Annotated in this window: 8 protein-coding genes; all 8 read left to right on the plus strand. The window is 33.0% G+C overall.

Annotated elements, in window-relative coordinates:
- Nucleotides 1-5: 5 nt before the first annotated feature.
- The 8 genes from ACJ6WR_RS19465 to ACJ6WR_RS19500 are packed head-to-tail and all read left to right on the plus strand — an operon-like array spanning nucleotide 6 to nucleotide 26150.
- On the plus strand, nucleotides 6-10949 hold the full coding sequence (locus ACJ6WR_RS19465; protein WP_409416185.1) for an SDR family NAD(P)-dependent oxidoreductase: 10944 nt from the start codon (nucleotides 6-8) through the stop codon (nucleotides 10947-10949).
- Nucleotide 10950: 1 nt separating this feature from the next.
- Complete coding sequence (locus tag ACJ6WR_RS19470; RefSeq protein ID WP_409416186.1) at nucleotides 10951-18681, plus strand: SDR family NAD(P)-dependent oxidoreductase; 7731 nt, start codon at nucleotides 10951-10953, stop codon at nucleotides 18679-18681.
- Between the two features lie 31 nt (nucleotides 18682-18712).
- The gene (locus ACJ6WR_RS19475) at nucleotides 18713-19048 is read left to right on the plus strand and encodes a hypothetical protein (RefSeq protein WP_039119627.1); all 336 of its coding nucleotides are present in this window, start codon (nucleotides 18713-18715) and stop codon (nucleotides 19046-19048) included.
- Between the two features lie 22 nt (nucleotides 19049-19070).
- A complete protein-coding gene (locus ACJ6WR_RS19480) occupies nucleotides 19071-20873 on the plus strand; it encodes a cytochrome P450 (RefSeq protein WP_039115224.1) in 1803 nt (600 codons plus the stop codon).
- 43 nt (nucleotides 20874-20916) lie between these two features.
- A complete protein-coding gene (locus ACJ6WR_RS19485) occupies nucleotides 20917-22227 on the plus strand; it encodes an NAD(P)/FAD-dependent oxidoreductase (RefSeq protein ID WP_409416187.1) in 1311 nt (436 codons plus the stop codon).
- Nucleotides 22228-22257: 30 nt separating this feature from the next.
- Complete coding sequence (fabD, locus tag ACJ6WR_RS19490; protein WP_409416188.1) at nucleotides 22258-24528, plus strand: ACP S-malonyltransferase; 2271 nt, start codon at nucleotides 22258-22260, stop codon at nucleotides 24526-24528.
- A gap of 47 nt (nucleotides 24529-24575) precedes the next feature.
- The gene (locus tag ACJ6WR_RS19495) at nucleotides 24576-25895 is read left to right on the plus strand and encodes an FAD-dependent monooxygenase (protein ID WP_323491529.1); all 1320 of its coding nucleotides are present in this window, start codon (nucleotides 24576-24578) and stop codon (nucleotides 25893-25895) included.
- A 21-nt stretch (nucleotides 25896-25916) separates the two neighbouring features.
- Complete coding sequence (locus ACJ6WR_RS19500) at nucleotides 25917-26150, plus strand: phosphopantetheine-binding protein (RefSeq protein WP_039119633.1); 234 nt, start codon at nucleotides 25917-25919, stop codon at nucleotides 26148-26150.
- Nucleotides 26151-26160: the final 10 nt, after the last annotated feature.

Here is a 26160-nt window from a genome sequence, read left to right on the forward strand (position 1 = left end):
ATCACATGAAATTCAAGATTATATATACAGGAGAAGAGTCATTCTTTCAATATTATAAAATAAAAGGAAAGAAAACTTTACCATTATCAGCTTATATAGAGATGATAAGAGTTGCAGGATGTAAAGTAAATAATGGAGAAATCAATGTAATACAAAACTTTAAATGGAATCTGCCTATTATAATAGAAAAGGACCCGTTGGTACTTTATATCGAATTATGGGAACAAAAAGAGGGATTCTCTTTTGAATTCTATCAGGAAAATGATGCTTTTCATAAAACAATATATGCACAAGGAAATTTATTAAATGTTTCCAGAGTTATACCTACGAAGATTAAATTGGAGCACTTGGCGGGTATAGTTCCTGAGTTAAACAAAGAAGAATTCTATAAGCAGTTAGCAAATAAATCATTTGAATATAGTAATGAATTACAGAGTATTCATTCTGTATTTCAAATACAAAATCAGTCATGGTCAAGGGTTACTCCCAAAGAGGAACATGAGCAGTATGTGTTACCATTAAATATAATTGAAAGTGCTTTTCAGACTTTAAAAGGGCAGCAAGACAGTAATACTTCAAGGATAGAAAGCATTGAAGGAATGCATATATATGGAGATATTAAGGATACACAATGGTGTCAGGTAATCAAGGAAGAAGGTAAAGAGGTACTCTATACCGTTAATCTGCTTAGTGCGGGAGGAGAAGTCCTGTTAGTATTTGAAGGAGTAAAGTTGTTTTCGGATAATAGTGTTTTCGGATTGCAATATTTTGAAGAAGTATGGGAAGAGATTAAAGAAATCAATCAAGAAACCAATCCTTTTCAGGAAAAGAAAATTCTATGTCTGGGCGATACTAATGATGTACTTCTTCACTTTAAAAATGCATTTACAAAACATGGTGCAGCCGTAATTCATGCCCCATCTATGGAGAATATCAAAGGATCTTTTGATTATGTATTTATATTTCCAGATCGTTCTTTGGTACTCAATGATAACGAAAGTATATCTTATGGAAAAGAAGAAGAATTTGTATTTATATGTTTAAAAAAGCTTTTAGAATTAAAAACTAATAATTCTCAGATACAGATTATTACAAACCAGACGCAGAAAGTTTTCCCTCCTGATATAGTTCAGGAAAAAGGAGCTGGAATCTTTGGTTTAGTTGGTACTGTAGCTGCCGAAATGCCAACTTGGAATTTTAGAGTAATTGATATCAATGAAAAAGAGTTAATAGATTTTGAAAAATTAGCTATTAAAATACTAGAAGCAAACGAAACATTAGTGGGGTATAGAAACGGAAGTTTTTATAAGAAACTATTAAATACTATAGATGTATTACCTGCATTACCTTATTCTAATAAAATTAGAAAAAACGGAACGTATGTAATTCTTGGAGGAGCTGGTGGATTAGGTAAAATCACTACAGAACACTTGATTAATAAATATAATGCCAAAGTATATTGGTTAGGAAGAAGACCATTAGATATATCTATAGAAGCTACTATAGAAGATTTTTCCGGATATAGCAGGAAGCCTGTTTATATTTCATGCGATGCGAATAAACTAGAAGATGTAAAAGCTGTCTTTGAACAAATAAAATCTAGTGGAGAAACTATAAACGGTGTAATTCATTCTGCTTTAGTGCTGGAAGATAAACCATTTTATGCAATGAGTTTTTCGGACTTTACTAAAGCCTTTGCTCCAAAATCAATAGCAGTTCAAAATTTGGTTCAGGCATTCAAACACGAACCTTTAGATTTTATGTGTTTTTATTCCTCTATTCAAGGATTTTTTAACGGTCCAGGACAAGCCAATTATGCCGCTGGATGTACCTATAAAAATGCTTTAGCAAAGGTAATTGAGCAAAAATATAATATACCTGCATATACCATTAATTGGGGATATTGGGGGAATATAGGTGTGGCTTCGGATGCTAAATATGCGGATCGAATGGATCAAATGGGAATAGGGAGCATTGAAGCAAAAGAAGGAATGATTGCCTTTGAAAAAATTCTGGAAGGCGAAAAAAAGGAACTATATGCAGTGAAGTTTTCTAAAAAAACGATTGCAAAAAGTTTAACGTCCAGAATAAAAAAGGACTACTTAGTAAAAAAGATTACTGAAGAGAAAAGACTGATGGATCAATTTGAGTTAAATGCCTCAGATAGTGAAGAACATCAAAATAGTGTATTAGCCATAGTACAAAAAATAGCAGCTTCTCTAATTAAGCTTCCTCAGGAAGAGTTTGATATAGACGAACCTTTTTCAACAATGGGGTACGATTCTATTTTGAGTAGTCAACTTAGCGAATACATAAACAAAGAACTAAATATTGATATCCAACCAACGGACTTATTTAATTATCCTAGTATTCGATCATTGGTGCAATATATTATCGAAAATAAGGACGGTTGGAAACACAAGATAATAGAAATCAAAAATGTAAATATACCAGTACCTAATAAGGAAGAGTATATAGCAACCCGAACAATAGATGAAAAAATAGATTCAGGTGATATCGCAATTGTTGGTATGAGCGGAGCTTATGCAGGAGCTTCTAATTTAGAAGAATATTGGGAAGCTCTAAAAGGAGGAGAAAGTCTAATAAGAGAAACCCCAATAGAAAGATGGGATGCTGCGCTTCATTACAGTCCTATTAAAGGGGAAGAAGATAAAACCTATAGTAAGTGGGGTGGTTTTATGGATAATGTGGATAAGTTTGATGCAGGATTTTTTAAAATATCAGGTATAGAAGCCGAAAACATGGATCCACAGCAACGATTGTTTTTAGAGCATTGTTGGCATGCATTAGAAGATGCAAATTTAACGCAAATTCATTTAGATGGTAAACAAGTAGGAGTTTATGCCGGAGTAGGAAATAGCGATTATATACAAAATCCAAAAAACAAGCATGTATCCGTTTTTTGGGGTATGGATAATTCAATTCTTGCAGCCAGAATCTCATATTATTTAAATTTAAGAGGACCTGCAATAGCAATTGATTCAGCATGTTCATCATCATTAGTAGCATTAGAAGCAGCTTGTAGAAACCTGTTAACAAGAAATATTGATATGGGGATTTGTGGAGGCATAAGTTTAGCAGCCACGCCACTATTTCATAAAATGGCAAGCAAAGCAGGAATGTTAAGTGAGGATGGGCAGTGTTTTACATTTGATCATAGAGCAAACGGATTTGTACCAGGAGAAGGTGTAGGCGTAGTGGTTGTTAAGCGATTAAGCGATGCTCTAAGAGATGGTGATATGATTCATGCCGTAATTAAGGGAATACTCACTAACCAAGATGGAGCAACCAATGGAATTTTGGCACCAAGCGCACCATCACAAGAAGCTTTGGAAAAACAAGTATATGAAACTTTTAATATAAATCCAGAAACTATAAGCTATGTAGAAGCGCATGGAACAGGAACTAAATTAGGAGATCCCATAGAGGTGGAAGCTCTTACTAAGGCTTTTAGAACAAAAACACAAAAAAAGAATTACTGTGGTATTGGAAGTGTAAAGACCAACATTGGACATACTCTGCATGCAGCAGGATTAGCGGGATTGCAAAAAGTGATTTTGGCAATGCAACACAAACAAATGCCACCTTCTTTAAATTATCAAAAAAATAACGAATTTGTAGATTTTGAGAATAGTCCTTTTTATGTAAATACAGCGCTCAAACCTTGGGATGATTATGTAGGAGGTAAAAGAAGAGCCGCCATTAGCAGTTTTGGTTTTAGCGGAACTAATGCGCATGCTATTATTGAAGAATATATTCCTTCTCCTTCAGAAAAAGGAGAAGAGATAAATGGTAAAGTAATCATCGCTATATCTGCAAAAGATAAAAATAGTCTAGAGCGATATGGCAAAAAAGTATTATCGTTTGTTCAGGACAACCCAAATATTTCATTAAACTCTTTGGCATATACGTTTCAAGTAGGGCGTACTGCAATGGAAGAGCGTTTTGCCTGTGTAGCACAGAATAAAGAAGAGCTACTATTGAAGTTAAAAAACTTTTTAAATCTGGATCGTGAAAAATCTAGCGTCTCAGGTTTTTATACAAATAATATAAGAGTACAAGAGAACACTACTATAAAAGGTATTTCGGGAAAACTATTTGTAGAAAGTGCTATTAAACATGCAGAATTAGAAACTGTAGCAGAATTATGGACACAAGGTGTAAAAATAGATTGGGAGTTATTTTATAATCAAACGATAAAGAAAATTAAAATACCATCGTATCCATTCGAGAGAGATCGATATTGGATTGAGGAAACAGAAATAGAATCTCAAAAAACTTCAAAAATACATCCATTAATTCATCAAAATGCATCGACACTTAACGCGCAGAGATTTGTAAGTGACTTTAATGGTACAGAATATTTTATTAAAGAGCATATAGTAAATGGCTCTGGTTTATTCCCTGGAGCTGCATATATAGAAATGGCAAGAGAAGCAGGAGAAATTAGTACTAATACTGAGATTAATGAATTATATGATCTTACATGGCAAGAACCTTTAAGAGATAAAGAAAACTGGCCTCAGCTTAATACTGTAATCTCAAAAACGGCAAGTTCAGAATATCAATATCAAATATTTTCAACTCACAATGAGAAAAAAGTTATACATAGCTCAGGTAAATTGAGAAAAACATCCGCTAATACTGAGCTTTCAGAACGATTAGATGTAGAGAAAATAAGAACTGAGTTATCTCTGTCTAAGAATAAAAAGGAGATATATGAACACTTTAATGATTTAGGATTTGATTATGGAAAAAACTTTCAAGGAATTGAAAATATTAAATATTCTCAGAACAAAGCACTAGTTGAATTAACATTTAAAAAGCAGGATCAGTTTGTTTTAGAGCCAGGTATGTTAGATAGTATATTTCAATGTACTATAGGACTTTCATTAGAAGGAAAAACCAATATAATTTATGTTCCATATAGTATACAAAGGCTTACTATCTATAAAGACCTACCTCTCAAAGCCTGGTGTTTGGTTGAGTTAATAGCGACTAAATCTAATGCTGCGGGCATCCGAAAATATAATATGGTTTTGGTAAATAGTTTAGGAGAAACGATTTTAAAGTTAAATGAATTCACACTATTGCCATTAGAAAGCATTCCTGCAGATAAAGATAAAACACAAGAAGATCGCAAAGAAGGAATCCAATATTTTAATAAAGTATGGAAAAATACTGCCCCACAAATAAGTAAGGATAAAGAAAATAAGCAATTGGTTTATTTGGCAGGATTTCAAAATGAGATAGCCGAAAAAATAAAGTACAATGGTTTGAATGTTAGTGTCCTATCAGATAGTCAAGATCCTAAAGATGCATTTGGGGTTATTTTTAAGAAGCTTAAAGAAATTATAACAGCAAAAGAGGAGATACAGCTTACTATCGTGATAGAAAGCAGCAAGTACAATCAATATGGATATTTGGTAGCATTACTTCAATCTGCTCAATTAGAATGTTCTAAAGTAGCAGGGAAAGTTATAGTTCTGGAAGATGCGGCTAGAAAGAGTATAGAAGAAATTCTTCAAATTCTATCATCAGAAAGAAATTTGGAAGGTCTAGAAGTTCGATATATAAATGGACAGCGACAAGAAAGAATTTTGGAAGCCATAACACCAGAAAAACAAACTCCAGAAGTAAAAATTAAGGAAGGAGGAGTGTATTGGTTAACTGGAGGAATGGGTGGTTTAGGACAAATATTCTTAGAACATATTTTGAAAACCAAGAATACAAAAGTAATTCTTACTGGTAGAAGTGTTAGTAACGATGCTTATAAAAAAATAGTAGACTCCTATCCAAATGTGGTATATAGTAGCTGCGATGTATCTGATAAAGAATCAGTAGCACTTCAGTTTCAGCAAATAAAACAACAATTTGGTGGTCTGGACGGAATCATACATAGTGCAGGAATTATAAGAGATTGTTTGATAATTCATAAAACTATGGAAGAAGCAACAGAAGTAGTAAAACCTAAAATGGACGGTATACGATTTTTAGATGAGGTTACTAAAAATGAAAAATTAGATTTTTTTGTAAGTTTTTCTGCCGTAGCAGCAGTAATGGGAAATCAGGGGCAAAGCGATTATGCTGCTGCCAATGCTTACATGGACAATTTTATGACTTACAGAAGGATAAAATGTGAGCAAGGACATCGATTTGGTAAGAGCATAAGCATTAATTGGCCGCTATGGGAAAATGGGGGAATGAAAATGTCTGAAGAACAAAAACAGTATATAAAAAATCAAACAGGTATGTTACCAATGCCTAATGAGATAGGGACCAATAGTTTTGATCTCATATTGTTTAGTGAGCATACGCAGATGATGCCAGTATATGGTTTATTAGAAAAAATTAAAACACATAAAGCAAGTATTAAAGAGGTTGTAAAAGAGGTAAAGGAGAAGAAAGACAAAGAATACAATCAGGAAACAGTAACATCATTTATTACTTCTTATTTAATAGATCTTTTATCAGAAGAATTTAAGTTGCCTAAAGAACGATTTGAACTTCATAAATATTTTGAAGATTTCGGAATAGATTCGATTAGCATTACCAAATTAACGAACAGTTTTGATGCTGTTTTTAATGATATTCCGAGAACCTTATTTTTTGAGTACCATTCACTTCAAGAGTTAATAGGGTATTTTCTAGAAAACCAACAAGCAACAATACAAGAATTGTTGCTAAAAAATGAAGATTCATTGTATTCATTATCGCATAAAGAAGAAGGTAATGAAACATTTTTGGATGAAGTCGTTGAAGAAAAAAATCAAGATTTAGGTCAATTTATAGCGGAGGACAATCCAAAATATCAAGATGCTTTTTCAGTAGCCAAAAATACAGATAACGAAGAAAAAATAGCAATTATAGGATTAGCAGGAAAGTACCCAGGAGCAAATAATGTACAAGAGTTTTGGGAAAATTTGAAACAAGGAAAAGATAGTATAACCGAAATACCAGATGATCGATGGGATATGACCACTTTTTATGATGAAGAAAAAGGTAAATCAGGTAAAAGTTATAGTAAATGGGGCGGTTTTATAGAAGGAGTAGATAAGTTTGACCCATTATTTTTTAATATATCTCCTCGAGAAGCAGAAATTATGGAGCCTCAAGAGCGATTGTTTTTACAAACAGCTTGGGAAACTATTGAAGATGCAGGTTATACAAGAGAGCAATTAGGACAGTCGACTCAAGCAAATGAAATGACTGGCAATGTAGGTGTTTTTGTAGGCGTAATGTATGAAGAATATCAACTATATGGTATAGAAGAACAGCATAAAGGAAATCAGATTCATCTTGTAGGTAATCCGAGTAGTATAGCCAATAGGGTTTCTTATTTCTTTAATTTTCATGGGCCAAGTATGGCTCTCGATACGATGTGTTCCTCCTCGATAACAGCGGTAGAATTGGCTTGCCAGAGTATTATGAACGGAGATTGTAAGGCAGCAATTGCAGGTGGAGTAAACGTAAGTATTCATCCTAATAAATATTTGCTTTTAAGTAAAGCTGGATTTGCATCTAGTACAGGACGTTGTAAAAGTTTTGGAGAAGGTGGCGATGGCTATGTACCATCTGAAGGAGTTGGGGCAGTTTTGCTAAAAAAATTGTCTGACGCAGAGCGTGATGGAGATCATATTTATGGCGTTATCAGAGGCGCTTCGTTAAACCATGGCGGAAAAACGAATGGATACACGGTACCTAATCCAAAAGCTCAAACTTCGGTAATTAAAAGAGCTATGGAAAAGGCTAACCTCAACGCAAATGAAATTTCATATATCGAAGCTCATGGTACAGGAACAAGTTTAGGAGATCCGATAGAAGTAGCGAGTCTTAAAAAAGCATTTCAGGTTGATGATGAAGATTATTTATGCAAGATTGGCTCTGTAAAATCTAATATAGGACATTGCGAATCGGCTGCAGGAATATCAGGAATAACAAAAGTGTTACTACAATTAAAGCATAAACAATTAGTACCATCTATTCATGCAGAGGAACAAAATGCTAATATTAATTTTAGTAATACTCCATTTAGGGTACAAAAAATATTAGAACCATGGGATACTAATGGAAACTCGAGAATAGCAGGTATTAGTAGTTTTGGAGCAGGAGGTAGTAATGCTCATTTGATTATTGAAGAATACAATATTCAAGAAAGGCAAGATAACTATGACCAGCCAATACCGCTATGGGTTATGTCTGCAAAATCAGAGAAACAACTAAAGGAATATGTAGAGAAGCTTTTGAAATTTATAAAAGATCAGGAAGAACTTTTACCACAAGAAGTTGCATACACGCTTCAGATAGGAAGAGAAGCAATGTCGCATAGACTCGCTTTTTATGCTACTACTATTGAGGAAGCAATCACCCAATTAAATGCTTATTTGGATGGCGTTTCGTTAGATTATTATTACGGAACTATAAATCCAGATGTACTAATGAATGACGATGTAGCAGATACTGAAATCAAAAGATTATGGGAAACCGGGGATGCAAGGATATTAGAATTATGGTGTTTGGGAAGAAAGACTGAATGGTCTATGTACTATGATAAAAAACAATTACCTCAAAAGATAAGCTTACCTACATACCCTTTTGTAAAAAAACATTGTTGGTTTTCTAAAATTGATAAAGCTAGCGAAAGTGTTGTAAAATCAAAAGAAGCCACACAGATACATCCTATGCTTCATGAAAACATTTCGGATTTGGAAGGAATTAAATTTCAAAGTGATTTCTCAGGAAACGAAACGTTCTTAAAAGATCATTTGGTAAATTCTGAAAAACTATTTCCAGGAGTTGCCTATATAGAATTGGCTAGAAAAGTATTAGAAGAAGTAACACATCAGGAGGTATTACAACTCAAAGACATTACTTGGTTGAAACCATTAAAAGTTGAAAATAAAACAAAAAAAGTTACCACTCTGGTATCTAAAGATAAAAGCGAAATTGTAGTTCAAATATCAAGTAATGAAGAAGGGAAAAGTATAACGCATGCCGAGATAAAACTGGGCAGAGAAGAGTTAAAACAACCCTTGCAATACAATATTTCGCTTTTAAAAGAACAAATGCAAGGAGAGAAAGAAGGCGCAGTATGTTATGAGGCTTTTAAAAAGGTAGGTTTAGAATATGGTGATAGTTTTCAAGGAATCAAAAAAATGTATTTTAATGATCATAAATCTTTGGTTAGCATTGATTTACCTACATATGAAGGTGTTGCATTAAATCCAGGTGTTCTAGATGCGGCATTGCAAGCAACTATTGGTGTAGATTTTAATAACAAAGAAGGAGGAGTTCAATTACCATATAGCCTTCAGGCGGTAGATATCTATGCTAAAGACCTATCGGGAGCTTCTTGGTGTTATGTACAAAAGCATAATGAAAAAAGCAGAACACAAAAATATTCAATGCAAGTATTGGATCAGGATGGAAATGTATTGATAGGAATGAGAGATTTTGTGTCGATACAATTAAGTCCGGAACCAAAAATAAAGCAAGAAAAGAACGATAGTGAGTCTATTGGAATTTATTATGAATCTGTATGGGAGCAAACATCTTTCGAAAATCAAGTTCTGGTTGCTCATAAAAAGAATGCTTTTATTGGAACTAAAAATGAATACTCTTTAAGATTAGAAAAAGAAATACAAACCAATGGAGGAAGTGTAAGCTGGTATAGAGATGTAATGGAAGTTCCTCTGGACATAAAATCTATTTATTTTTTACAAGGTATATGGGATGCAAATGATAAAAGCGAGGTGCTTGAGCAAATTGATAAAATAGAATTAAATGTATTTAACAATATAAAAGCTTTACAAAAAAGAAGTACCGAAAAACTAGAAATAGTATTTGTAACTAAACAAACTCAAAAGGTAATTTCTTCGGACATAGTTACTGAAAAAGGAGCAGGTATTGTTGGATTTGTTGGTTCATTGGTAAAAGAAGAAATGAACTGGGTTTTTAAAAGTGTAGATGTTTCGGAGTCCAATGATATGAAGAGCATACTTCAAGTTTCCTATTCTAAAATGGGAGAATCATTTGCGATTAGAAATCTCAATTTATATCAAAATATACTTGTACCAGTAGAAGATAAAATAGAAAAGCAATATTCAAAATTTAGAAAAGGCGGAGTATATGTGATTTTAGGAGGAGCAGGTGGTTTAGGAAAAGTTACAACTTCATACTTAGTAAAAGAATATCAGGCCAAAGTGTATTGGTTAGGAAGAAAAGAGCAAGATGATACTATTACAGCAGCAATTGAAGAAATAGCACAATACGGAGTATCTCCAACATATATCCAATGTGATGCAGGCAATAAGCTAAGCATGCAATCGGCGTATACACAAATCAAGCTTACATCTGAAGATATCAATGGGATTTTTCATTCGGCTATAGTGCTCAATGATAAAATAATTGCCAATATGAGCGAAGAAGATTTTACAAAATCATTCTACCCAAAATCAGTAGGAAGTCAATATTTAATAGAGGCTTTTAGCCAGGAAGAATTGGATTTTATTTGTTTTTATTCCTCAGCACAAAGTTTCTTTAGAGCAGCTGGTCAATCTAATTACGCAGCAGGATGTACCTATAAAGATAGTTTAGCAAAACAAGTTCAGCAAAAATCAGGCATCCCAACCTATGTAATCCATTGGGGATATTGGGGGAATACAGGAATTGTTTCTACTAAGGGGTACGAACAACGTATGCAACAAATGGGTATAGGAAGTATTAATGAAGCTGAAGGCATGCAAGCGTTAGAAAAAGTTTTCACACAAAAAAGCGGTCAACTTTTCGTAATGAAATTTTTAAATGATGCCGTAATTAAGAGAATGAATATTTTTCAATTGAAAAAGCAAAAAGTTCAACCTCCAAAAGTGGCAACAATAGAACTTAAAAGAATCAAATTAACGTCTCCAAAACAAATCTTAAATTAAAATGACTACTATAAAAAATAATGCTATAGAAATGGAAAGGATATGTTATAAATCCTTACTCAGTATTTTTATGAGTATGGGGTTTAGAAATGACATAGCTAACGAAATAGACCTGTTAAAAATAGAATTAAAGGTTATTGATAAACACACTCGTTTGCTGGAAGAATGTATTCGTAGTTTGAAAAGCCATAAATATCTTCACGAAAATGAAGGGATGCTAACGATTTCTAAAGTAATTCAGGATGAATTAAGAGATTTTGATTGGCAGGTAACATTACAAAAAAGCACTATAGAAATGCCAGAAATGGCAAATCATGCTAAATTATTATTTGCATGTCTGGAAGGGTTACAGTCCATATTTCAAGGAAAAGTTAATGCAACAGATGTAATGTTTCCTGATGGAAGTATGGAGCTGGTTTCTGGAGTCTATAAAGGGAATGAACAAGCCGATTATTTTAATGATATACTATGTCAGGTAGTAGAAAATATTGTAGCAGATAATGTTGAAGCCTTAGGAGAAGGAGAAAAATTTACTATCCTGGAAGTTGGAGCAGGTACAGGAGGAACAAGTAATTTATTATTTAAGGTATTAAGTGCATACAAAGATAAAATAAGTTATGTATACACAGATTTATCCAAAAGCTTCTTGTTTCATGCAGAGAAGCATTACAAAAGCATTGCGCCTTATCTGGAAACTAAACTTTTTAATATCGAAAAGTCACCAGAAAATCAGGAACTCCCATTAGGAAGTTTTGATATGGTAATTGGAGCAAATGTAGTACATGCAACAAAAAACATTAGAAATAGCCTTCAAAATATAAAAGGAGTGCTCAAGAAAAATGGAGTGTTGGTATTAAATGAAATAACTCAGAATGATATATACGCAACCCTCACATTTGGATTGCTCGATGGCTGGTGGTTGTATGAAGATGCAGAAGTAAGGCTGGAAGGTAGCCCGGGATTATCTACCGTGGGATGGCAAAAAGTGTTAACAGATACAGGCTTTGTCAATGCGATGAATTACCCAGAAGACGAAGAATTATTTCAACAAATTATAATATCTCAAAGTGATGGCGAAATTATCTTGGTAAAAGAGGAGGTTAAAGTAGCACAAAGTGTTAGAGAAATTAAATCGGATAAAGCAGCAATAGATTCTAACAATGCTACGGAATCATCACAAACTGTAGATATTAGAGAGATAGAAAATTTTATAAAGGCAAAATTAGCTTTAGTGCTAAAAATGGAGGTTTCAGAATTTGATGAGATAACACCAATGTCTGATTATGGAGTAGATTCAATTATAGGATTAGAATTAATAAAGGAAATAAATGAAACGCTAACAGATGCAATTCCAACTACAATATTATTTGATTATCCTACCATAAAAGAATTTTCTAAATACTTGGCAGAAGAACATAGTTCGGCTTTTACTATGCAGCCAGCAGTATCAAAAAATGAAACCAGGCTAGAGAATGAAGTCTTAAAGCAACCAGTAGAAACAATAAAAGAAGAAGAAACAGCTTTTTTTATAAATAAAGAAAAAAGTCAAGCGCAACGCCTATGGTTAGAAAAACCTGCCACGATAGCAGATATTAAGGTTGTTGAATTTAATTTACCCGCAATACAACAAGATGAGGTTCTGGTTGAGATTTCTCATTTCTCGCTCAATTTTGGGGATTTACTTTGTGTAAAAGGATTATATCCTACAATGCCTCCGTATCCTTTTTCGCCAGGATTTGAGGCCTCGGGAACGATTATGGAAGTAGGCGAAAGAGTAACCAATTTTAAGACTGGAGATAGAGTAATAGTAATGACTGATGGGAGTTACGGATTGCATAGTACACATTGTGTTGCTAATGAATTACAGCTGTTATCCATACCCGAAAATCAATCTTTTGAAGAAGCATGTGCAATTCCTACAGTAGCGATGACTATGGTAGAAGCTTTTAGGAGAGTACAGATAAAAAAAGGAGATTATATTTTAATTCAAACCGCCACAGGTGGTATCGGACATATTGCTGTACAATTAGCCAAATATTTTGAATTAAAGATTATTGCCACAGCAGGCAGTGATGATAAAATAAATTATTTAAAGCAAATAGGAGTTCCATATACGATTAATTATAGAGAACAAAATTTTGAAGAAGAAGTAAATAAAATAACGAATGGCCAAGGGGTAATGGTTGTTGTGAATACGCTTTCGGGCGAAAATATTCAGAAAGGAATCAATTGTTTAGGAAAAAGAGGGCAGTATATAGAGTTATCGATGACAGCATTAAAATCAGCAAATAAAATCGATTTGAGTAAATTTTCAAACAATCAAACCTTTATAGCAGTTGATTTAAGAAAATTAATAGGCGAAGATCGAGAATATATTGAAGGCTTATGGGCTGAATGTAAAGAATATATAGAAAAGGGAATTTTAAAATCAGTGATAAGTACAGAAGTTGCTTTTGAAGATTATAAAAAAGCCTATACAATATTAGAAGACAGAAATAATATTGGTAAAGTCATTGTAAGAGCCAATTCGGCAAGAACGTCACAGATAGAAATTCCATTACGTAATTCTACAGAAAGTAAAAAATCCAATCAAAACGCCAAAGCATTGGATATAGCTATAGTTGGAATGAGTGGGCAATATGGTAGTGCAAAGGATTTAAATGATTTTTGGGAAAAAATAAAAGAAGGGGAAAGCCTTATAGAAGAAGTACCAAATGATAGATGGAATATTGAAGAACATTTCTCTGCAGATCAGGAAGTAGCTAATAAAACCTATAGTAAATGGGGAAGTTTTTTAAGAGACATAGATAAATTTGATCCCCTGTTTTTTAGAATATCTGGTAAAGAAGCGGAGGGTATGGATCCGCAACAACGTTTATTTTTAGAACATTGCTGGAAGGCTTTTGAAGATGCAGCTATTGTATCAGATCAGTTAAATGGGGCAAAATGCGGAATATATGTTGGAGCAGGACAAGGAGATTATGTGCAAACAAATAATCTGGAAAATGCAGCAATTTATTGGGGAAATAGTAGTGCCATCTTAGCTTCAAGAATATCCTATTTCCTTAATTTAAAAGGTCCTGCTATTGCTATAGATACAGCATGTTCATCATCATTGGTGGCAATAGAGATGGCTTGCAAAAGTTTATATCACAAAGAAATTGATGTAGCATTAAGCGGTGGCGTATTTATTAATACAACACCTAGATTTTACAAATTATCAAGCAAGGCAGGTATGCTAAGTAAAGACGGTCAATGTTATGCTTTTGATCATCGTGCCAATGGGTTTGTACCAGGAGAAGGGGTAGGCGTTCTGGTACTTAAGAGATTAGAAGATGCAAAAAGAGATGGCGATTATATACATGGTATTATAAAAGGAGTAGAAACTAATCAGGATGGAACTACAAATGGGATTTTAGCACCAAGTATGAAATCTCAGGAAGAATTAGAAAATGCAGTATATCAAAAATATGATATTCACCCAGATAGCATAACTTATATAGAGGCGCATGGTACTGGAACAGGTCTTGGTGATCCTATAGAGTTTGAAGGATTAACACGTGCTTTTAGAAAACAAACCAATAACACTAATTATTGCGGATTAGGGAGTGTAAAAACTAATATAGGCCATACCGTTTATGCAGCAGGAGTAGCAGGAGTACAAAAAGTAATATTGGCATTACAGCATAAAAAAATACCGCCAACTTTAAATTATGAAAAGACAAATAGTTTAATAAACTTAGAAAACAGTCCTTTTTATATAACAAATAAAATACAAGACTGGGTTACTGCTGATGCAACACCAAGGAGAGCAGCCGTAAGTAGTTTTGGATTTAGCGGAACAAATGCCCATCTGGTTGTAGAAGACTATGAAAATAAGCATCAACAAAATCGTTCTAATAAAGAGTTTGTTATACCAATATCTGCAAAAAGTGAGAAAGCTCTTGAACGCCAAATAAAACAACTTGTTGATTACCTGGAGCAAAAACCAGTAATTTCTATTGAAGATGTAGCGTATACTTTGCAAGTAGGACGTCAATCGATGGAATTCCGTAGCGTATTTATAACAGATTCTATAACAGACTTTTTAATTAAGCTAAAGAACGATAAGAGTACTGTAAGTTCAAGCGCAATCTCGGCGAAAGAAAAAAATCAATTCAAGACCTTTTTGTCAAACGGAGCGGGAGAAGCTTATATAAAATATGCTACAGAACATAATGAATATCAGTCTTTGGCCAGTTTATGGGCTATGGGCGTAGCTGTCGACTGGAATAAATTATATAGTGATAATAAAGAGAAACCTCAAAGAATAAGCTTACCAACGTATGCTTTTGAAAAAGACAGGTATTGGTTAAAAAACAATACCATTATCGAGTCGAATCAAGGAATACAAAAACGACATCCTTTGTTACATCAAAGTGTAAGCGTAGATGAGGGAATTCAAAAATTTAGCAGTACTTATTTAGGAGAAGAGCACTTTTTTAGAGATCATATTTTTAGAAATAAAAAAATATTACCAGGAGTAGCTTATTTAGAGCTAGCCAAAACTGCTGGAGAAAAGAGTATAGAAAAACATATTACGCAATTTAAAAACGTGTTATGGCTTCAGCCTATATGGCATCAAGGAAATGAAGTAAAAATTGAAACAGAAATCATCAAACAAAAGGGAAGCCTTCAATATGTTGTATATAGTAACATAGAAGGAAAAGATACTTTGGGTTCGGAAAAACAAATTCATAGCCAAGGAGAACTGATCTCAATCGAAGTCTCAACACCTATAAAACATGATATAGAGAAAATTAAAAAATCTCTTAACAAAAGTATTTCCAGAGATGCTTTCTATAAGACATACCAAGAAATAGGATTAGAGTTAGGAGCCTCTTTTAGAGGAGTGCAACACTTGTGGTATAACTCTTCTGAAGCAATTTCTAAAATTGAATTGCCAAAAGGAGAAGGATATGCTTTGACTCCAGGTATTATGGATAGTGCTTTGCAAACATGTATAGGGATCAATTTAGAAAAAGAAGTAACAGGACTTCTATTTCCTTTTAGCGTAGAGCAGATTGATATTTACCAACCATTAGAAGAGAATATATGGTCGTATGTACGAAAAAGTAAAAACAACAAATCAGATGAAGTCATTAATTATGACGTTGATATTTGTAATCTGAATGGAGAAGTATTAATCGCATTTCAGAATGTATTATTTCTACCAGAAAGAAAAATAACGCCAGAAATAATAACAACTGAGCAAGCACAATTTTATAAACCAGTTTGGAAAGAGACTCCAATAAGTGCTAAAAGAAATGCCGAAGTAAAACGTAAAATAGTAATCTGTGATGCTGCTCCAGAAATGGCAGCACATTTTCATGAATTATTAAATACGGATATAGCTGTGATTGAAGCCAATTCTGCCGAAACTTATTTTGAAAAGACAATAGCAATAATCAAGGAATTGATAACAAGCAAAGAAACTGTCGAACTAATCTTTGCATATCCTATAAATAAGCAGTTAGACATAGCGTTTTTAAGTGCTTTATTAAAAACAGCTTCGCTAGAGAACTCAAAAATCATAACAAAAATGATAGGAGTTGATAAGGAGTTTACAATATCAAATAGTGTCGTTATTTCTAAAATAATTGAAAATGAAATAGCATCAACAGATCAGGAAATTAAATATACGAAAGGAAACAGAAATTGTAAACAGCTAGAACTAGTTAGCCTTCCAAATTCTAAAGGAAAAACAGCTATTAAAAGAAATGGTCTCTATGTGATTACTGGAGGAATGGGGAGTTTAGGACGCATTTTGGCAACACATATAAGTAGTCATAAAAAAGCTAAAGTCATTCTTTTAGGACGTAAAAGATTAAATAAAAGTCAACAAGATTTTATTGGGAATTTGCCAAATGTAACCTACATGATTTGTGATTTAGCAAGTGAGCAAAAAGTACAGAATACAATTTCTAAAATTAAAACAAAGTTTGGAAATATAAACGGACTCATTCACGCAGCAGGAATCACAAAAGATAGTTTAATCCTAGCCAAAACAGAAGAAGAAGCTAAAAGTGTTTTTACTCCAAAAATGGAAGGACTAAAACACTTAGACGAAGTATGTAAAGATGAACCTTTAGACTTTATGATGCTATTTTCTTCTATCGTAAGTGAATTAGGAAATATTGGGCAATCAGATTATGCTGCAGCCAATGCCTATCTTAATAATTATGCTTTATATAGAGAAGAGGAACGATTACAAGGAAACAGACAAGGTAAAACCTATAGTATTGGATGGGGATTTTGGCAAGATGGAGGAATGAGATTGCAAAATGAACAAATAGCCTATTTAGAGACTCAATGGGGGATGAAACCAATGCCAACAGAAGTAGGATTAGAATTATTTGAAACAATTTTATCTACAAATTCTCAAAATATAATAGTAGCCTATGGAGATTCGAAAAAAATAGGAAATGTTATTACGAACCATTTTACTGAAAAGAAAAAGGATGAAAATGCAGTAGAACAAATTAGAAAAAATGTTAGAGAAGCGCTCACGGATAAGTTACACTTATTGATTGCAGATCTATTAAAGCTAGATAAAAATAAAATAGAAAGAGATAAAGATTTAGCATTATATGGAGTAGATTCAATTTTACTAACCGAATTAAATTCTGAGCTGAATGCTTATTATGAGATTTCATTATTACCGTCAGTATTTTACAATAATACAACTATAGAAAGTTTAGCTGAGCATTTATTAGAGGAATATAATGCAGCCGTTCATGATAAACATCAAGACATTGATGCAGTAATTTCAGAAAACGGATTAAGTAATAAAAACACCTCATCGAGTACAAAAAATAACGAGCATAGCCTAAGTCAGCTAGATACTAACGAATTACAAAGTACCATAGAAGGGTCTTCTTATTTGATACAATTTCATAAGATAGTACCCGAAAAACCTAATGTTTTTATTATACCAGGCGTTCCGGGTATTGCGTACGGATATTATGAATTAGCAGAGCAGTTCTCTAAATATGGAAACTGTTATGGAATCACTATGCAAGGAATTTTTGATAATAAAAAACCATTAGACAGCATAGGAAAAATGGCTAGCCATAATGTAGCTGAGATTGCTAAAATAGCACAACCAGACTCAGCGATATATCTTGTTACGCATAGTTTTGGCGGACTAATTAGTTATGAAATGGTAAAGCAGTTACAAGCATTATGTATAGAAGTTAAACAAATATTTATGCTCGATTGTTTTCCTAATACATTATCCAGCAACGAGATGGATAAAACTGTTTTGTTCCTTAATTTATTCCCTGAAATATTTGATAAAGTAGAAATAGAAGCTTTAAAAAATAGAGTACAAGCCATTCTACAAGAAAAAAATACAGTTAGAAAGGAATTATTATATGATTTCATTACAACAAATGGAGTAACAGTAAATGAACAAATGTTTGGAAAACTATGGGATGTTTTTGATGTATCTATGAGTTGTACTTACGAAATGGATATTCAGCATCAGGTTCCTATTACACTAGCCAAAGTAAAAGATCAGGTAATTACAAATGAATCCTATGATTTAGGTTGGAGTCCATATTTTGAACAGGTAGAAGTAATAGATGTAGAAGGAGATCATTTTTCGATAATAAGAGAACCTCATTGCTCCAAATGGGTTAAAGAAATAACATTTTATAAAGAACAAAAAGAACAAGAATCCTTGAATTAAATAACATAAAATAACATTAAAAAGATTAGCAATGATAGTATCTATAACTAAGATAAAAAGTGTTTCACTATTAAAATCAATGTCATTATTCGGTGTAGAATACAGATTAAAAAAACAAATGAAAGAGGTAAAGTGCTTAAAATATAGAAGTTTGAAACTTTTTAGAATTGTCTATACAATGACATTATGGAGAGACCATGAGCATATGTTGGAATTTAGAAACAATGGTGAACATAGAAATGTGATGAAAGATATTGGTAAAATAGCAGTATACGGAGCTTATGTTTCTTATGAGACAGAAAAAAGTCCTTCATGGAGATCTGCCATAAAGATGTTAGATGAAAAAGGGAAAAAAGTAAATTATTAATTGGCCTTTTAAAATATAGAATATGGAAATTAAAAAACAGTTTCATCCAATTAGACTAATAAATAGTAGTGAATTGGAGGATAAGAAAATGATAGGTATAAATAAAGAAAATGTAGAGCTTGTAATAGTTAATAATAACGATGAGATTAAAATATTTCAAGGACTCTGCCCGCACGAAAAAGAATTGCTGAGTTTTGGAGAAATTGATGGAGAGCAAAATATAGTATGCCCAGCGCATCAATGGAAGTTTAATTGCACATCAGGAGAAAATAAATGCAAATCAAAAGACGGTTTAAAAACATTCTATTATGAAATAGTTAATGGGGATATCTTTATTGATAAAAATGAACTTTTGGCTCATAAAAGAGAGATGGAAAATACACCTGAGCAAAGATACATACCTATAAAATCATTAAAAGATTTGCCAGGTCCCAAAACAATACCAGTTTTTGGTAATTCGTTAAGCTTTCTTTCTAAGATGACAAAAGTGCATTTGCAATACGAAGAATGGGCAAAAGAATATGGATCTTTTTATAAAATTAATGTTAATGGCGAAAACGGAGTAGTGATTTCTGAAGTGTCTTTTATCAAGGAAATTCTAAACCAACGCCCTTATAAATACAGACGTTTTAAAAATATCAGACCCGTATTAGAAGAGATGGATGTTCATAACCTTTTTTCAACAGAAGGAGATGAATGGAAAAGAAGCAGAAAATACGTAACTCAAGCACTCTCTAATAAAGTACTTAGGTCCTTTTATCCATCTATAAAAGAAACTACAGAAGACCTTTATAATCATTGGGAGAGAACATTGGAAAAAACGTCAGAAATAGACGTGCATAAAGATATTTTTAATTACTCATTTGATATTATATCCTATTTAGCATTTGGACAGAAAATAGGAACTGTTGGAAATGACGGAAATAAAATTCAAAACAATTATAAAAGAGTAATGAACATGATACAATTTCGAATTGTAGTTCCTGTTCAATATTGGAAATTTTTTAAACTACCTAAGGATTATAAATTAGATAGAGATTTAAAAGAAATAAAACAAGGTATCTGGAAGTATATAAATGAAGCAAAGGAAAGAATAAGATTAAATCCTGAACTGAAAGAAAACCCGACAAACTATATAGAGGCATTATTACAGGCAACAGATGATGATGGAGTACACTTAACAGATGAAGAGATTTATCCAAGTATATTTGGAACACTTGTAGCTGGAGAAGATACAACTGCCAATACTATATTATGGGTACTACATTATATTACAGACTATCCCGAAGTTCAGAAGAAGATGAGAGAAGAAATATCGCTTGTTTTAGGAGAAGAAAAGTTTTTACAAGTAATGGACGATTCCAATCAATTAGAGTATGTAAATGCAGTTATTTATGAGGTAATGAGGTTAAAACCAGTAATCCCAGTCATCGCATTAACTACAAATGAAGACTGTATTATTGGAGAATATGAAATACCAAAAGATACAGATGTATTTTTATTATCCCATTATAGAGATCAGGAAAGTTGTCCTTTTTTAAAAAGAGAAGCATTTGATCCGGAACGCTGGGTAGATAGCAAAAGTATCACGTTTCATACAACTCAAAGTAACCTTATACCCTTTGGACTTGGAAAAAGAATATGTCCTGGGAAATCATTGGCAATGGTAGAAATGAAAACCATTTTGTGTATGATTTTAAAAAATTATGAAATCACAAAAGCAGATAAAGAAAATAGTGTAGAAGATCATTTTAATACAACTCTTGGACCTAGTAAATTCAATATAAAAATTAAGCGTTTGAACACACCTGTTTTGGTTGTATAAATGCAATTGTAAACAAGAGCCTTAAAATTTTAAAAACAATAAAATGAATAATAAAACTGCAATTATATTAGGGGGAGGAATTTCTGGATTAATGGTTTCAAAAGTACTCAGTAAAAGATATAAAAAAGTAATTCTAATCGAAAAAGATGAACTAGAGGACAAGCCAGAAGTGCGACAAGGTCAATCTCACGGAGGACAGTTTCATGTGTTGTTGCTTAGAGGGTTAAATACTTTAGAACACTATTTTCCAAGGATTACAAAAGAATTAAAAGATGATGGAGCTGTAGAACTAGACCTTGCCAATGGAGCATACTGGTATTCTTATGGAGGTATAAAAAAAAACATGATTACGGGGATAAATACATTGATATGTAGTAGAAAATTAATTGATTATAGAGTTCGAAAAAGAGTAGAAAAAATACCGAATGTGCAAATAGTCGATAAAACAAAATATATCGATTTAATTGAAAAAAACGGAACGATTAAAGGAGTAAAAGTTAAGGGTATAGATACTGAGGAATATGTAATAGAATCCGATTTGATAATTGATGCGACGGGAAGAGGTTCTTTAACACCTAAGTGGTTAGAAAACAACAATTATTCAAAGCCAGAAGAAGAGAGAACGATAGTTAACATTACATACAAAACAGCTATATACACGAGACCTGAAGGAGGACTTCAGGGAGGAAAGGTAATGATGTATGCACCAAAATCTCCCGATAAAATAGGAGTGGTAATACAACCCATTGAAAATAATAAAAACTTGGTTTGTGTAGCTGGTTGGCATAAAGAAGATCCTCCGACAGACGAAGATTTAATGGAATTTCTTAAACAATTACCAGACAAAAATTTTTATAATGTGCTAGCTGCATGCCAAAAAGAAAGTGACTTTGTAGCCTATAAGTTCCCGTATTGCTTAAGGAAATACTATGAGAAGTTATCTAAATTCCCTAAAGGATTCCTTCCGATAGGAGATGTGTTTTGCAATTTAAATCCTGCACATGGACAAGGTATAACTTCTGCTTGTTTACAAGTAGAAATTTTAGAAGAACTAATAGAGAAACATGATCCGGCAAATATGTCAAAGATATATTTTGAAAAAGTTGCTAAGATCTTGGATCAATGTTGGGATGCCTCATCGTATGAAAATTTCAGGTATGAAGAAACCATAGGTAAAAAACCTAAAGGAGTAAAACTAGTCAATAAATATATGGTAGCAATTCATAAGGCAGCCAATAAGGATGCATCGGTATATAGTGAACTTGTAAAGGTTTCTGTCATGATAGAACCTGTAACAAATTTATTCTCTCCCAATTTTATGTGGAAAGTATTTGTGGCTAATATGCGTAAATAGTTTTTTATTAATTAAAACCAAGAAAAATCAATGAAAGCAATAATGTTTCCAGGACAAGGAGCCCAATACAAAGGAATGGGAAAAGATCTTTTTGATAAGTATAAAGACAAAACGGAAATAGCTTCAAATATCCTTGGATATGACCTAGAAGAATTATGTCTTAAAGATCCCAAAAGAGAACTTAACAAAACAGAGTTTACACAACCTGCTTTGTTTGTTGTTAACGCACTAAAATATGATGAACAATTTGCTTCAATCCAAGCAGATTATTTTATCGGTCATAGTTTAGGAGAATATAATGCTTTATTGGCGGCAGGAGCATTTGATTTTGAAACGGGAGTACGAATTGTACAAAAAAGAGGTGCCTTAATGGGAGAAGCTTCTGGAGGGGCAATGGCAGCTGTTTTAGGATTAGATGAAATCACTTTAAAAGAAAAATTGAAAGAGGGAGGACATGAAGCTATTGATATAGCTAATTTCAATACACCTAGTCAAGTAGTAGTATCAGGTCCTGAAGAAGCAATTAATCAGCTGGTAAAAGATTTTGACAGGCAAGATATAAAAATTATTCAATTACTAGTTACCGCACCATTTCACTCCAGGTATATGAAAAGTGCAGTAGAAGAGTTTAACGGCTTTATTCATAAACTAGAGTTTAATAGTCTTAAAGTTCCAGTAGTTTCTAATGTTACAGCAAGAAGTTACGCCCAACATGAAATTAAAGATTTGCTCGGAACACAAATAGCAAGTTCAGTACAATGGGTTGATTCTATCCGTTATCTGATGGGAAAAAATGTTAAAGAATATGAAGAAGTAGGAGGAGATAGATTAACCAAAATGGTTGAGCAAATTCAGAGCAGTTGTTCGCCTATTTATGAAGAAATAAAGATAGAAGAGCCAATCCTTATTAGTGAAAAACAAGTAAAAAATATAGCGGAAGAAACAACCGGTATTCATAAAAAAAATACGTTAGGAAGTAGTACGTTTTGCGAAAGATACAATACATCTTATGCTTATGTTGCAGGTGGACTTCATATGGGAATAACTTCGGTAGAGATGGTGAAGAAAATGGCAAATTCTCAAATGTTAAGTTTTTTGGGAACCAAAGGACGTACCATAAAAGAAATTAATAATGATATAGAAAGGCTTCAGGAACAAGTAGCAAAAGAGAAAACTTTTGGAGTTAATTTATATCACAATATTCTGGATCCTAACAAAGAGATAGAATTAGTCAATAGTTTGCTAAAGCAAGGGATAACAATAATAGAAGCAGGAGGATTTAGTCAAATTACCTCAGCCTTAGCGTATTTTAGAATTGTAGGTTTAGAGAGGAAAGACGGTCAAAATATAGTTTGTAATAACCAAATCATAGCCAAAATATCGCGACCAGAAGTTGCAGAAGGTTTTATGAAACCAGTTCCGGAAAGGCTTATCAAAAGGTTGTTAGATAACGGATGGATTACACAAGATCAGGCAGAAATGGCAAGAGAAATTCCTTTAAGTGGAGATATCTGCATAGAAGCAGATCCGGGAGGGGTAACGCATAGGAGTTCTGCATTTGTATTGTTTCCATCGATAAAAAGTTTGCGTAACCAAATCCAAGAGCAATATAAGTATAAAGACCCAATACATCTGGGGATTTCAGGAGGAATAGGAACTCCGGAAGCTGTTGTTAGTGCTTTTATCATGGAAGCCGATTTTGTACTCACAGGTTCAATTAATCAATGTACAGTAGAATCTGGTTTAAGCCCTATAGCCAAAGAGTTATTACAAAATAGTGATGTACAGGATACAGCATACATTCCAGACGAAGAACTATTTGAAATTGGCATACAAGCACAGGTATTAAAGAAAGGAGTTCTCTTTGCAACACGTGCAAAAAAACTATACGAGTTGTATCAACGCTATGATGGTTTAGATGATTTGCCCATTGATGTAAGAGAACAACTAGAGGCTAAATACTTCAAGAAAACATTACCAGAAGTATGGCAAATTATCAAACAAGAGTTTATACAAAGAGATGAAATAGCACAAATAGCGAGTATAGAAGAAAGACCTAAGAAAAAGATGGCTACTATATTTAAATATTATTTAAGGCAGGCAAACCAATATGCATTAGAAGGAGCTACAGAAGAACAAGCTAATTTTCAAATACAGTCAGGAGCAGCTTTAGGTGCATTTAATCAATGGGTAAAAGGAACACCATTAGAAGAATGGCAAAACAGACATGTAGATCAAATAGGAATGAAAATCATGGAATCTGCAGAAAAATTAATGAATAAAAAAGCTGCATTGGTTTAAAGATAGTGTCGGATAAAAAAGTATAAAATATTAAAACGAATAAAAATATGAATACCGCTAGAGAACATGCAGTAGTAATAGGGGGGAGTATGGCAGGCTTAGTTGCAGCAAGAGCATTAAGCAACCATTTTAAAAAAGTAACCATTATAGAAAAAGATAAAGTAGATAATAAACCAGAAACGAGAAAAGGACAACCACAAACGAGACATATCCATTTGGTACTAGCCCATGCAATGAACATACTCTTAGCGTATTTTCCATCGCTAAAAAAAGAATTAATAGAAAATGGCGCATCAGAACTGGATGTCGGTAATGATTACAATTGGTATTCATACGGAGGGTTCAAGAAAAAAGGAGTTACAGGAATTACTGCACTTACGATGACAAGGGAGCTTTTAGAATATCATGTAAAAAAACAGGTTTTAAATATCAAGAATATTACGATTCAAGATGAAACCAAAGCCTTAGAAATGAAAATGCAAAATGAGAATGTCAACGCTTTGGTATTAGAAAAAGCAGGTGAAAAACAGATTATAAATACCGATTTTGTAGTAGATGCTTCAGGAAGAGGAACCAAAGCTTATAAATGGTTAGAACAATATGGATATCCAACACCAGAAGAAACTAAAATCAAGATTGATATCATGTATGTAACCATATTATTTGAACGTAAAAAAATGCTTCCGGAAGAAAAATTAGAAGTAATTAGCTATACTCCAGAGGCACCAAATGAAAAATTAGGAGCCGTGCTGATGCCTATCGAAAATAATAGATGGGTACTTACATTAATCGGAATGAGAGGAGTTGAACCACCTCAAAATGATGAAGAACTATTAAAGTTTTTAAAAGGACTACCTATTTCAGGATTATATGATGCCATATCAGGAGCAACAAGGCTTACAGATTTTCTAGTGTTTAAATGTCCACATAGCATAAGAAGACATTATGAAAAACTAGAGAGATTTCCGGGGTCATATTTAGTCTTAGGGGATGCAGTTTCAAACTTCAACCCAATGTATGCCCAAGGAATGGCATCAGCTATATGTCAGGCCAAAATTCTAGACGAAGTATTGAGAATTACACCATCGAATGATAAAGTTTTTAAGACTTATATAAACAAAGTAAATAAAGTAATAGAAGATTTCTGGACTTCGGGATCTTATGAAGATTTTAAATATCCAGAAACAGAAGGAGAAAAACCTGCTGGACTTAAAATGGTTAATGGATATATGAAAGCTTTACAAAAAGCAGCTAATAAAGACACCGAATTATTTAAAGAATTATTAGAAGTAGCAGGATATCTTAAATCAGGAAAAGATTTATTCAGACCCAAAATTTTGTGGAAAGTATTTAAAGGAAACATATAATTAACATAAAAACATTACAACATGAAAAGTAAAATAGTAGAACAAATTAGAGAAAATTTAATCGAGATTATTCCAGAATTAGAAGGACAAACAATATCTAATGATGAAAAACTATCAGATATTGGAGCAAATTCTATCGATAGAGCAGAATTAATTGCACTAACATTAGAACAATTAGAAAAAGAAATCCCCAGAATAGAATTAGCAGGAGCACAAACCATAAATGAGTTGGCAGAATTGATTGCTGAAAAATAAAAATACCAAC

This window comes from Flavobacterium sp. PS2, assembly GCF_046250155.1.
Taxonomy (GTDB): domain Bacteria; phylum Bacteroidota; class Bacteroidia; order Flavobacteriales; family Flavobacteriaceae; genus Flavobacterium.